The following is a 12,293-nucleotide window of genomic DNA, read 5'->3' on the forward strand; positions in this document are numbered from 1 at the left end:
CCGGCCCGGGTAGGGCGGCGCGATGACGAGAGAAGCCAGCGCGGGATTTTACAGGATGAAAGCGATTCGCTTCGGGAAGTGCTTAATTAGATTGGGAAAAGTTCCGCCTATCCCTCAATTTCCCGGATCGTGCGACGAACCGCACGCGTCACGCGAAGGCGCTTGTAGTCCGTCGGCCACTCTTCGACGCGATTCGTCAGAGCGCGCGTCAAATTCAGATTGATCCTATGGGATAGGGGCTAGGCGCCTTTGAGAATCGCGTCCACGCCACCTGTTAAGAGTCATCCCATGCGCATTGCCATTCTTCAACGCGATCCCGTCATGCGTCAGTCGATTGAAAAGATCCTGACGAGTGCCGGCCATACCTGCGCGGGCTACGACGACGGCCTCACCATGTCGAAGGCGCTGGCCCGGTCCACCGTGGATCTGCTCGTGCTGGACTGGCACGGCACCCGTCTGTCGGGCACCGAGGTGTTGAGGACGGCGCGTGCGGTCGGCGGCGACCGCGTGCCGGTGATCTTCGTGTCGAGAGACACGTCGGAAGAAAGTATGGTTCGCGCGTTCGTCAACGGCGCCGACGACTACACCGCGCTGCCGGTTCGTCCCGCGGAATTTCGCGAGCGCGTCGCGGCGTTGCTGCGGCGCGCCTATCCGGACCGCTTCAGCACCTCGAGCTTCGATGTGGGCCCGTACCGCTTCGACACACATCGCCAGATCGTCATGCTGCGCGGTCAGCCGGTCTCGTTATCCGGCACGCAATACCGGCTTGCCTCGCTGTTCTTCTCGAACATTGGCCGCGTCATGTCGCGCGATCACATCTTCGCGATGGTGTGGGGCCGTGAATTCCGCGAGTTCACGCGCACGATCGACAGCCATGTGTCGCGACTGCGCCTGTTGCTCGAAATCGAGCCGCAAAACGAGTTCCGCCTGCAGCCGGTTTACAAAAGCGGCTACAGGCTGCTGCATTTGCGTCAGGAAGAGGCGATACATGAGCAGCAGCAGGCCGCCTGAACTTTGCGGTTGGCTCAAAGGCGCGGCAGTTCCGGACGCGTTTCGAGGGCCTTGCGAATCAGCGCTTCCACCGCGACGCGCTCGTCGCCAGCAAGAGGCAGGCGCGGCGGGCGCACGGGTTCCGTGCCGAGGCCAACCATCGTTTCGGCGAGCTTGATGTTCTGAACGAGCTTGTGCGAGACGTCGAGTGCGAGCAGCGGGGCGAACCAGCGGTAGATCGTCCGCGCTTCTTCCAGCCGTCCTGCTTGCAGCAGTTTGTAGATCGTCACCGTCTCATGCGGAAACGCGCATACGAGACCTGCCACCCAGCCATGCGCGCCCATCAGGATCGCTTCCATCGCCAGGTTGTCGACGCCGCACAGAATGGCGAAACGGTCGCCGACCGCGTTGATCAGATCGGTCACGCGCCGCACGTCGCCGCATGATTCCTTGATGGCGACGATCTTCTTTTCGTCGGCGATTTCCGCGAACATGTCGGGGGTCATGTCGACGCCGTACGCGAGCGGATTGTTATAGATCATCAGCGGGAGCGCACTTGCATCGGCGACGCTGCGGAAATGGTGCAGCGTCTCGCGCCGGTCCGACAGATAGCGCAGTCCGGGCAGCACCATGAAACCATTGGCGCCACGGCGGCTGCCGGCCTCGGCCTGGCGGCAGGCGTCGAGCGTGCTGTTTTCCGCGATGGTCAGCAGCACCGGCACGCGGCCGCGAGAGGCTTCCACGGCGATGTCGAGCACCTCGAGCTTTTCGTCGAGCGAGAGCGTCGAGGCTTCGCCGAGCGATCCGCACACGATGATTCCGTCCACACCCGCGTCGATCTGCGCTTCGATATTCTTGCCGGTCCACGCACGGTCTATGCTGAAATCCGCGTTGAACTTGGTGGTGACTGCGGGCAATACGCCTTCCCAGATATGCGCCACGACTGCTCTCCTGAGTGTGATGAGTTCAAGCGCAGTGTAAGCAGCGAAAACGCTGGCGTCTTGCGTCAATCGCGCGTCGCTAATGACGATTTCGGCACAGTGATGGTGTGGCCTCGCATGCACGATGGCTCAATTGAGAGGGCCTTTCACATAGATTCGGCAACTGGTCGCTGAAGCGGCCTCGTGTGCAACGAGGCGTACGGCATGCGATCCGCGCTCCTGATCGTGGCTCCGCGCATTGCGCCGCGCTCACCGTTCCAAAGTGGCCGCGGTTTCGCGCACATGCGATGCTGCGACCCAACGGCACTGTGCCGAAATCGTCACAATCCACGCGCAGGCTCACCAAGACTGCCGCCGTCGCCGTTCCTATCATGTCCGTCATGAAAACGCTCAATATCATCGACTCGCACACCGGCGGTGAACCGACCCGCCTCGTGGTGTCGGGCGGCCCGGATCTCGGCGGCGGAACGCTGGCGCAACGGCTCGACGTATTTCGCACTCGTTTCGACGATTGGCGCGCGGGCGTCGTCACCGAACCTCGCGGCTCGGACGTGGTGGTCGGCGCGTTGCTGTGCGAGCCCGACGACCCGTCATGCGCGGCCGGCGTGATCTTCTTCAACAACGTTGGCTATCTCGGCATGTGCGGTCACGGCACGATCGGCCTCGTCGTTTCGCTTGCGCATATGGGGCGAATCGGACCGGGGCGCCATCGGATCGAGACGCCGGTCGGCGTCGTCGAAGCGACGCTCAATGACGATGGCAGCGTCGCCGTGCGCAACGTGCCCGCCTATCGTTATCGCAAGGCGGTTCAGGTCGATGTGCCGGGACATGGCGTGCTGACGGGCGACATCGGCTGGGGCGGCAACTGGTTCTTTCTCGTCGCGGAGCATGGCTATTCGCTGGAGGCTGCACGCATTCCCGAGTTGACCGGTTTCAGCGCGGCGATCCGGGATGCCCTGATCGCGCAGCGCATCACCGGCGCGGGCGGCGCGCTGATCGACCATATCGAACTCTTCGGGCCCGGGTCGGGCGACGACATCGACAGCCGCAGTTTCGTACTATGCCCCGGCAATGCGTACGACCGCTCGCCGTGCGGCACGGGCACGAGCGCGAAAGTCGCGTGTCTCGCGGCGGACGGCAAACTCGCGGAAGGGGCGGTGTGGCGTCAGGAGAGCATTATCGGCAGCGTGTTCGAGGCGAGCTATCGCCATGCCGGCGCTGACGCGTCCGCAAATCCTGGTGGCGACGGCATGCCAGTTGTTTCACCCCGCGGCGACATCCCAGCAATTTCAGCCGACGGCGCACCCGTAATCCCTACGATCACCGGCCACGCCTATATCACAGCGGAAGGGCGGCTTTGCTTCGACGAGCGTGATCCGTTCGCGTGGGGCATCCGCACGGTATGACGGCGGACGCGTTGATTGTCGGCGCGGGCATCGTGGGCGCGGCATGCGCGGCCGAACTCGCCGCGCTCGGCATGCGGGTCGAGGTGCTCGACGCGCAAGGCATCGGCGGTGGCGCGACGGCTGCGGGCATGGGCCATATCGTCGTGATGAACGACTCGCCTGCGGAATTCGCGCTGTCACGCTACTCGCGTGAACTCTGGCTGGACCTCGCGCCGCAGCTGCGTGCGCGAGATGCGTTCGCGCGCTGCGGCACGCTCTGGCTCGCCGCCGACGACGAAGAGTTGCATGCCGCCCGCGCAATGCACGCCGCCTACGAAGCGCAAGGCGTTCCGGCGGAACTGCTCGACGCGCGCGCACTGCGTGCGTGTGAACCGGCGGTTGTTTCGTCGCTAGTCGGGGGCTTGCGCATCGAGCACGACAGCATCGTCTACGCGCCGACCGCGGCGCAATGGCTGCTGACGCAATCGCCGGCGTTTGCGAATATTGGCGTGCGGCTCGACGCGCGGGTCGTTTCGGTCGATGCTGCCGGCGTGATGCTTGCGAACGGCGAGCGGCGCAGCGCGGCGCACGTGATCGTCGCGAACGGCCTCGGCGCTCAGGGGCTGATACCGGCGCTGCCGCTGCAACCGAAGAAAGGCCACCTGTTGATCACCGACCGCTATCCCGAACTGATCCATCATCAGTTGCTGGAGCTCGGGTATATCAAGAGCGCGCATCATGCGACCGGCACGTCCGTCGCGTTCAATGCGCAACCGCGGCCGACGGGGCAGGTACTGATCGGCTCGTCGCGTCAGTTCGACACGACCGACCCGGCGGTCGAGATGCCGGTGCTCGCACAAATGCTGCAACGTGCCGCGCACTATCTGCCGATGCTGCCGCAACTGAACGGCATCCGCGCATGGACCGGCTTTCGCGCGGCATCGCCGGATGGTCTGCCGCTAATCGGCCCAGCCGGCGAGCACGCACCCGGCGTGTGGCTCGCCGTCGGTCACGAAGGTCTGGGTGTGACGACTTCGCTGGCGACTGCCGCGTTGCTCGGGGCGCAAATCGCCGGAAACGCGCCGGCCATTCCGGTCGAGCCGTATTTGCCGAGCCGTTTGGTTTCCGTGCATGAGGTGGCGCATGACTGACAGCGGCGAGCGCATTCGCTTGACCATCGACGGCGTCGCTCTCGAGGTGGAAGCCGGCACGACGGTGGCTGCGGCGCTTGTCCTCGCGGGTTCGAAAAGCGGAACGCGGGTGTCCGTAGGCGGCGAGCCGCGCGCCGCGTTCTGCGGCATGGGCGTCTGCCAGGAATGCCGCGTGACGATAGACGGCCGCGCGTACGTGCTCGCGTGTCAGACGCTTTGCCGCGACGGCCAGACAGTGCGCACGCAGCAAGAGGGCGCTCGATGACTCAGCATTTCCATGTGGCCTCTGCCTGCCATCCGCCGGCGGATTTGCCGCCCAGGTTATTCAGGCCGCGCGCAAAAGTCGCCTCTACGGTTACGCAACACTCGCAGCATGACATTGAGCCAGACCTTTACCGCAACGGCGATAACCCGCGGAACGTAGAGGTTGACGCATCGTGAGCCAGCACTTCGACGTCATTGTGATCGGCGCCGGTCCGGCGGGTTTGCACTCGGCGCTTGCTTCGGCGCGCGAAGGCGCGAGCGTCGCGTTGCTCGACGACAACCCCCGCGCCGGCGGACAGATCTGGCGGCAAGGCCCGGGCCATTCGCAATATGCGCCGCTGCAAAAGCTGCTCGCCGATCTCAGTCGCCGCAGCAACGTCACGAATTTCCGATCGACGCGGGTCGTCGCGCCGCTCCCGCCGCGCGGACTGCTGATCGAATCGGCGGAACGGGGCGGTATGTGTCTGACATACGAACACCTGATCCTCGCGACCGGCGCACGCGAGCGCTTGCTGCCATTCGAGGGCTGGACCTTGCCCGGTGTGACCGGCGCGGGCGCGCTGCAAGCGCTGATCAAAGGCGGCATGCCGGTGCGCGGCGAGCGCGTCGTGATCGCCGGCAGCGGGCCGCTGCTGATCGCGGCGTTAGCCACGGCGCGCGCGGCGGGCGCACGGGTGCTCGCGGTTGTCGAACAGGCATCCGGTGTCGATGTTCTGCGCTTTGGCGCGTCGCTGATACGCGAACCCGCGAAGCTGCGGCAGGCCTTGAGCATGTCGCGCGGCTTTGCCGGCGTGCATTACTGGACCGGCAGCCTGGTAGAGGCGGCGCACGGGGAGGGCCGCGTCCAGCGGGTCACGGTTCGGCGCGGACAGACCAGCGTCACGCTTGACTGCGATCGCATCGCGTGCGGCTTCGGACTGGCGCCGAATGTCACGCTTGCCCAGGCGCTCGGTTGTGCAATCGATGAAGCGGGCGGCATCGTCGTCGATGCGGCGCAGCGCACATCGGTTGACGGCGTGCTGGCGGCCGGCGAATGCACCGGCGTGGGCGGCGCGGAACTCGCGGCAGTCGAAGGGGAGCTTGCAGGCCTGACCGCGAGCGGCGCAACGTCGGATCGCAGCGCACTGCATGCGCAACGCGAGCGATGGCGCCGCTTTGCAGCGCGCATCGACACCGCCTTCGCATTGCAGACGCCCGCGCGCACGCCGCCCGCCGACGACACGCTGCTGTGCCGCTGCGAGGATGTGAGCGTCGGAGAAGTGCGTGTGTTCCGCAACTGGCGGGACGCAAAGCTGCATACCCGTTGCGGGATGGGCGCGTGCCAGGGAAGGGTATGTGGGCTCGCCGCGAGTGTGTACTTCGGCTGGCCGTCGGCGACGCCCCGGCCGCCCTTCAGTCCCGCGCAGATCGGCACGCTGATCGCGGCAAGCGCACAGCCGCCGCAGGTGGACTGACTCGCGCCGCGCGTTGCCGGCGAGCGGATATTGTCGGCCAACCTGCCGCTTTATAATCGACCGCGCATGCAGCGCGGATCGACCGCAAGCCAACCGCCCGGCATGCAGCGCTTACTCCTGCGCTCTTATAAACGGCTCGGACCCACGGGACCTGCACGATGAACACGCTGGCTCATCAGTTTTCACCTGACGAAGCAACGTTGTCCGGCATGCTGTCGCACTTCAGGCAGTTGGAGCCCGTGTTCGACGCGCTGCCCGACGTCGTTTTCTTTGTGAAAGACGCGGACGCGCGCTATGCGCTGGTCAACCGCACGCTGGCTTCGCGTTGCGGGTTCAAGGAAAAGACGGCGCTGTTGGGCAAAACTGCGGAGGATGTGTTCCCACGCCGCTTCGGCCGCATCTATACGGCGCAGGACGAAGGGGTGATCCATGTCGGCAACCAGATGATCGATCAACTGGAATTGCACCTTTATCCTGGCCGCCAGCCGGGCTGGTGTCTGACCACCAAGCAGCCGTTGCGCGATGCCGCGGGCGTGATTGTCGGGCTTGCGGGCATTTCACGCGATCTCAGAGCGGACGAAAGCAGCCATCCGGCCTATAGCCGGCTCGCCGCGGTGGTGCAGTTCATCCAGGAAAACTATGTGCAGCCGCTCAATCTCAAGCAGTTGGCGGTGATGGCGGACATGTCCGTCGCGCAACTGGAGCGGTATTTTCACAAGGTATTTCATCTGACTCCGCGCCAGGTTCTGCTCAAGACACGGCTCGACGCCGCCACGGCACTGCTGGTCTCGCACGACAAGGTCACCGACGTCGCCGCACTGTGCGGCTACACGGACCACAGCGCCTTCACGCGCCAGTTCAAGGCGACCGTCGGCGTTACGCCGACCGAATACCGGATGCTGCTGCACGGCACTTCGCGGAGTTGAGCGTCGGCATATGGTTCGCCGTAAGCATCATTACTATGTGTACGTCGTCGTACTCGACGACAAGGTCTGGAACGAGGCGCGCTTTCGCCGCGCGAATCCGGATTACCGGTTCGACAAGCCGTGCGTGTATGTAGGGATGACCGGGCTCGATCCCGATCTGCGCTTCGACCGGCATAAAGCCGGCATTCAGGCAAATCGGTATGTGCGCGATTATGGCCTGCGCCTTGTGCCCGAGCTATATGAAGTGTTCAATCCCATGCCGTATCGCGGCGCACAGGAAATGGAAGTGGAACTGGCGATTGGACTACGCGAAGCGGGCTACGGCGTATGGCAGGCGTAAAGCGTGCGTTACTTGACGCCCAGCCCGCGCAGCACGGCATTGCCTTCGGGCGTGAGGCGGATGCGCGAGCCGCCCGCTTCGTTCGAGATCGTTTCGATCAGGCCGGCTTCGTGCAGTTGTGGAATTTCGGGTTTGGCGGACGCGTCGATAGGCGCGTGCAGCAAAAGCAGCAGCGTCGCCAGTTCATGATGACTCAGGAGGCGCCGCAGGATGGTCGGACGCTTTGCCGGCGCGGGCGTGTCGTTAGTATTCGGTTCGGGTTGGTTCATGGTGCGCACCTCGTGCGGGGTCGTGTCCGAGGCATCATGCGGACGAAGTCTTAAACGATTCTTAAGACCCATTGTCCTGTAACACCGTGACATGAAGATGGCACCGGCGCACCTTACGAACGCTTAACAGCGCCGCTTTTTTGGCCCGCTAGGGCAACCCGGGCTTACGGCGCGCAGGTTTTCCCGGCCGTTTCGATCCACAGATTGTTCACATGGCGCTTGCCCGCATAGAAACGGTAAGTGGTCGCTCCGTTGTCGCTGCGCACCTTGATGATGTTCGAATCGCCGAAGTCCAGCATCTGGCCTTGCGGGATCGACGTGGATTTGAACGCGGCATTATGGTTCGATGCCAATTGCGTCAGGCAGGCGACGACATCGTTGACCGAGCGCTGCGTGTTGGTGTCGGTGACCGGCTCGCCGGCATCCGGGTTCTTCTGAAAGTAGGCGCAAGCGCTGAGAAGCAGGGGAACTGACAGGACTACGGCAAACTTCTTCATATCTCTCCTGGCGTTTCATTCGGCCGGCGGTGGGCGCGGTTCGTGCTACGGGCGTCGCGAGCGCGCTGCTCTGGCGTGGCCGCCGCCCTGGCCGACCTGCTTGAACCGCCCGACCCGAGTACCGACGCGGCCGCGCGGCGCGGACCGCGACTTAAGACGCCATTATATCGGGCGAAGGGCGTACTCCCGCGGATGCCGCACGACGCGTGCCCGCGCGGTCACGATTCGCGATGCAGTCAATGCAACGCGACTTGCCGCGATTCCCGGTTCACGATTTCTCGATTCGCATTCCCGGTCCACGCAAGCCGCCGGCGAGCGCCGCCTACTTGCGCCGCTGCGCTTGCGCGGCGAGCCGCACCGCCGCGTTGCTTGCGCCGTAGCCGTCGTAACCGCCGCGCCGCTCGACGATCTCCATGAAGAAGCGTTGATCGAGCTGTTCCGTGTAAGCGTGGAAAAACTCGCCGCCGCGTTCATCGCGGTCATACAGGATGTTGTGCTCGCGCAGCGCTTCCAGCATGTCGTCGGGCAGCGCGTAGCGGGCGGCAAGATCCTCGTAGTAATTACGCGGGATGCGCAGCACCGGCAAGCCATCGGCGACGAATTCCGGAATCGCGCTGAAGATGTCGCTCGTGCTGAATGCAACGTGATTCAAACCGGACCCGTGATAGGTATGCAGCGCCTCGGCCACCGCCGTGTGGTGATCGACTGAAGCGTTCAGCACCACTCGGACCGAGCCGTCGCGGCTGCGCAGCGCGCGGCTGCGAACAAGGCCGTAAGGATCGGGTACGAGCACACCCGGTTCCGCCTGAAAGCCGAACGCGGTGCGCAGAAACAGCACCCACGTATCGAGCGAATTCGCCGGCACGGCGAGGCACACGTGATCGATGCGGGTCAACGGCCCGACTTCGAACGGGCCATTGACGTCCGTGAGAACGAAGTCGGCTTCGAACAACGTGGGCTGATCGGGCGTTTCGTCGACGAAATAATTCAGGCTGCCGTCTGGCGCCTGCACGGCCGGAAGCACGCGTTCGTTAGGGCCGATCTGACCGGAGAACGGCGCGTAGCCGAAGCCGGCGGCGCGCTCGAAAGCCTGATTCGCGTCATTCACCCGAAACGCCGACGCGCACAGCGACAAGCCGTGCTGCTGGAAGAACGCATTGGCGAACGAATCCGGTTCCGCATTCAGCACGATCGAGGCGGCACCGTGCTGATACAGCGTCACATCTTTCGAACGATGCTGGCCTGCCTGGCGAAAGCGCAGCTTGCCGAGCCAGTCGGCGAGATGCGCGCGTGTCGTGTCGTCAACGGCGAATTCCAGAAACTGATAGCCGACATGCGCGGGAGCCGCGGGCGACTCGTACAACTCGCCGACCGGCTGCTGCGCGGCTTGCAGCAACGCACGGGTCTGTTCCTCGAGAAACAGCAACGAGCGATGCCCGTCCGCAGCCGTGATGTTGGTGGGCGCGGCGCGAAAGCCGTCGTTGAAAATCTCCAGCGAAAGCGGGCCCTTGTAGCCCGTCTTGACGACTTGCGCCGTGAAGTTGGCTACGTCGAAATCGCCCTGGCCCGGAAAGCAGCGGTAATGGCGGCTCCATTCCAGCACGTCCATGGCGAGCTTGGGTGCGTCCGCGATCTGCACGAACGCGATGCGCTCGCCAGGAATGTCGGCGATCGCGTCCACCGTATCGTTGAGCGACAACGTGTGAAAGCTGTCGAGCACGAGTCCGAGACTGCGGTGATTCACCGCGTTCACGAGCTTCCACGCATGCCGGTACGTCTTGACGTGCCGGCCCCACGCGAGCGCTTCGTAACCGGCGACAACGCCTGCCGCCTCTGCAGCTTCCGCGAGCGCGCCGAGCTGGTCGGTCATTAGCGCATCGTCGCAGATGGTGTCCGGCGACACGTTGCTGCATACGAGAATGCGGTCCGTGCCCAGTTCATGCATCACGTCGAATTTGCGTTTCGCGCGGTCCAGGTTGCGCGCGAGACGCTCTGGACTTACGCCGTCGAAATCGCGGAACGGCTGAAACAGCATGATTTGCAGCCCGAGATCTTCGGCAATACGCCGCACGTCGGCGGGCGAACCATCGAAATAGAGCAGGTCGTTCTCGAAGATCTCGACGCCCTCGAAGCCGGCCGCCTGGATCGCGGTGAGCTTCTCTACGAGGGTGCCGCTGATCGAGACGGTGGCAATCGAACGTTGCATGAACAGCTCCTGCAAAAACAGTTGGACGGAGATTGCGAGCGCGCGCCATTGAAGCCAACGCGCCGGGCCACTGCCATGTTGCGGCGCGGAAAATGGGCTAGTTCGTTACTCGTGAAGCAAGCGACAGGCCGCAAATGTCCATAGTAAGCGCAATTTTCGATAGTCTATACAAACTAACTAGATGGTACAAATTCGTATAAACCCCGAATGACGGAGAGGGCTCATGCGAGCACACTTCGCTTTACGTTGAGGAGCGTTTTGCGCTTGTCGCGATCCGCTTCATTGTTCGAGTTTGTTGCAACTGCGTTGGATGGGGCGAGAGTAAGCGCTAAAGCGCTAACTCTTGCCGACAGCTTTGCATGGGACGGGAGTAAGCGCTAAAGCGCTAACTCCCGCCGACAGCTTCGCATGGGACGGGAGTAAGCGCTAAAGCGCTAACTCCAGTCGACAGCTTTGCATGGGACTGGAGTAAGCGCTAAAGCGCTAACTCCAGTCGACAGGAGATCGATGTCATGAGTTTTGCTTCCGTACTGGTCCTCAATGGACCCAACCTCAACCTGCTCGGTACACGCGAGCCGGCCATCTATGGCGCCGAAACGCTCGACGATGTCGCGAAACTCTGCCGCGATGCCGGTGAGCGCCTCGATCTCTCAATCGACTTCTGCCAGTCGAACGCTGAACATCAACTGATCGACTGGCTCCACGCAGCGCGCACCAAGGTCGATGGCATCGTCATCAATCCCGCTGCATATACGCACACGTCGGTGGCCATCGCCGACGCGCTCAGCGCAATCGAAAAGCCCGTCATCGAAGTGCATATTTCAAACGTGCATCGACGTGAACCGTTCCGTCATCACTCGTATGTGTCTGCGGTGGCGGATGCAATCATCGTCGGGTGCGGCACCCAAGGCTACGTGCTCGCACTGGAGCGAATGGCCACCATCCTCAAGAATAGGGCGGCGAAATGAACGTGCCAATGAATGAACAAGCGAATGCAAAAACTAGCGCACAGGCCAGTGCAAGTTCTTTTCTTGTCGGTCTGATCGGATCTGGCATCGGCGGCTCGCTGAGTCCCGCGATGCACGAGGAAGAGGGCAGCAAGCTCGGCTTGCATTACGTGTACCGCCGCATCGATCTCGAAGTGTTGAAGCTCGATGTAGCAGCGCTGCCCGATCTGCTGCTCGCGGCCGAACGCATGGGCTACAACGGTTTGAACATAACGTATCCGTGCAAGCAGGCCGTCATTCCGCTACTCGACGAATTGTCCGACGACGCCCGTGCGCTGGGCGCAGTCAACACCGTGCTTTTCAAGGACGGCAAACGGATCGGACACAACACGGACTGGTCCGGTTTTGCCCGCGCGTTCCGCCGCGGCTTGCCGGACGTGTCGCTTGAGCGCGTGGTGCAACTGGGCGCGGGCGGCGCGGGCGCTGCGGTCGCTCACGCAGCCCTCGCAATGGGCACACAAACGCTCACGCTGTTCGACGTCGACGCTGCTCGTGCCGCGTCGCTCGCTGCCGAGTTGCAGAAGCGCTTTGCCGATCGGACGGTCACTGCTGGCACGTCGCTCGGAGAGACGCTCGCGGCCGCCAACGGGCTGATTCACGCAACGCCGACCGGCATGGCCAAATTGCCGGGACTGCCTTTGCCGGCCGAATTGCTGCATAGCGGTCTGTGGGTGGCCGACATCGTCTATTTCCCGATTCGCACCGCGCTGTTGCAGGCAGCTGAAGCGCTCGGCTGCCGCACGCTGAGCGGCGGCGGCATGGCGGTGTACCAGGCCGTCGACGCAATGCGCATTTTCACCGGGCTCGAACCGGACGCCGAGCGCGTCTACACGCATTTCCAGTCGTTGCTGGAACGCTAACCG

At 63.5% G+C, this 12,293-nt stretch carries 13 protein-coding genes; 9 read left to right on the forward strand and 4 right to left on the reverse strand.

Features of this window, described 5'->3' with window-relative positions:
- Positions 1-288: 288 nt before the first annotated feature.
- Positions 289-1,011 carry a response regulator transcription factor gene (locus tag OH764_RS20155; protein ID WP_498850488.1) on the forward strand — a complete coding sequence of 241 codons (723 nt, stop codon included), beginning with the start codon at positions 289-291 and terminating at the stop codon, positions 1,009-1,011.
- 14 nt (positions 1,012-1,025) lie between these two features.
- On the opposite strand, the gene OH764_RS20160 is transcribed toward OH764_RS20155, so the two are convergent.
- Positions 1,026-1,931, reverse strand: coding sequence for a dihydrodipicolinate synthase family protein (locus OH764_RS20160; protein ID WP_498850489.1), 906 nt, complete (start codon positions 1,929-1,931; stop codon positions 1,026-1,028).
- A 371-nt stretch (positions 1,932-2,302) separates the two neighbouring features.
- Between OH764_RS20160 and OH764_RS20165 the strand changes: the two genes are divergently transcribed.
- From OH764_RS20165 to OH764_RS20190, 6 genes are all read left to right on the forward strand, one after another.
- Positions 2,303-3,337, forward strand: a complete 1,035-nt coding sequence (locus OH764_RS20165) for a proline racemase family protein (protein ID WP_498850490.1) — start codon at positions 2,303-2,305, stop codon at positions 3,335-3,337.
- Positions 3,334-4,467, forward strand: a complete 1,134-nt coding sequence (locus OH764_RS20170; RefSeq protein WP_498851247.1) for an NAD(P)/FAD-dependent oxidoreductase — start codon at positions 3,334-3,336, stop codon at positions 4,465-4,467. Before OH764_RS20165 ends, OH764_RS20170 begins: the two co-directional genes overlap by 4 nt.
- Complete coding sequence (locus OH764_RS20175) at positions 4,460-4,732, forward strand: (2Fe-2S)-binding protein (RefSeq protein ID WP_498850491.1); 273 nt, start codon at positions 4,460-4,462, stop codon at positions 4,730-4,732. Before OH764_RS20170 ends, OH764_RS20175 begins: the two co-directional genes overlap by 8 nt.
- A gap of 172 nt (positions 4,733-4,904) precedes the next feature.
- Positions 4,905-6,185: an FAD-dependent oxidoreductase gene (locus tag OH764_RS20180; RefSeq protein ID WP_498850492.1), complete on the forward strand. Its 1,281-nt coding sequence runs from the start codon at positions 4,905-4,907 to the stop codon at positions 6,183-6,185.
- A gap of 158 nt (positions 6,186-6,343) precedes the next feature.
- On the forward strand, positions 6,344-7,111 hold the full coding sequence (locus OH764_RS20185) for an AraC family transcriptional regulator (RefSeq protein ID WP_027777610.1): 768 nt from the start codon (positions 6,344-6,346) through the stop codon (positions 7,109-7,111).
- A 10-nt stretch (positions 7,112-7,121) separates the two neighbouring features.
- Complete coding sequence (locus OH764_RS20190; protein ID WP_087753855.1) at positions 7,122-7,451, forward strand: hypothetical protein; 330 nt, start codon at positions 7,122-7,124, stop codon at positions 7,449-7,451.
- Positions 7,452-7,459: 8 nt separating this feature from the next.
- Here OH764_RS20190 and OH764_RS20195 read toward each other — a convergent pair whose 3' ends face one another.
- The 3 genes from OH764_RS20195 to OH764_RS20205 all read right to left on the reverse strand — a co-directional run bounded on the left by OH764_RS20195 (position 7,460) and on the right by OH764_RS20205 (position 10,423).
- Positions 7,460-7,720 (reverse strand): hypothetical protein, encoded by a 261-nt coding sequence (locus OH764_RS20195; RefSeq protein ID WP_131316811.1) that lies wholly within the window; start codon positions 7,718-7,720, stop codon positions 7,460-7,462.
- Between the two features lie 164 nt (positions 7,721-7,884).
- A complete protein-coding gene (locus OH764_RS20200; protein ID WP_027777613.1) occupies positions 7,885-8,217 on the reverse strand; it encodes a hypothetical protein in 333 nt (110 codons plus the stop codon).
- 322 nt (positions 8,218-8,539) lie between these two features.
- Positions 8,540-10,423, reverse strand: coding sequence for a bifunctional sugar phosphate isomerase/epimerase/4-hydroxyphenylpyruvate dioxygenase family protein (locus OH764_RS20205; RefSeq protein WP_498850493.1), 1,884 nt, complete (start codon positions 10,421-10,423; stop codon positions 8,540-8,542).
- A 512-nt stretch (positions 10,424-10,935) separates the two neighbouring features.
- Here OH764_RS20205 and aroQ point away from each other — a divergent pair.
- The gene (gene aroQ / locus OH764_RS20210) at positions 10,936-11,391 is read left to right on the forward strand and encodes a type II 3-dehydroquinate dehydratase (RefSeq protein WP_020068256.1); all 456 of its coding nucleotides are present in this window, start codon (positions 10,936-10,938) and stop codon (positions 11,389-11,391) included.
- Positions 11,392-11,399: 8 nt separating this feature from the next.
- The gene (locus OH764_RS20215) at positions 11,400-12,290 is read left to right on the forward strand and encodes a shikimate dehydrogenase (protein WP_498850494.1); all 891 of its coding nucleotides are present in this window, start codon (positions 11,400-11,402) and stop codon (positions 12,288-12,290) included.
- Positions 12,291-12,293: the final 3 nt, after the last annotated feature.

Origin of the sequence: Burkholderia sp. M6-3 (assembly GCF_050858985.1) — a bacterium.
GTDB classification, from domain to species: Bacteria; Pseudomonadota; Gammaproteobacteria; order Burkholderiales; family Burkholderiaceae; genus Paraburkholderia; species Paraburkholderia caledonica.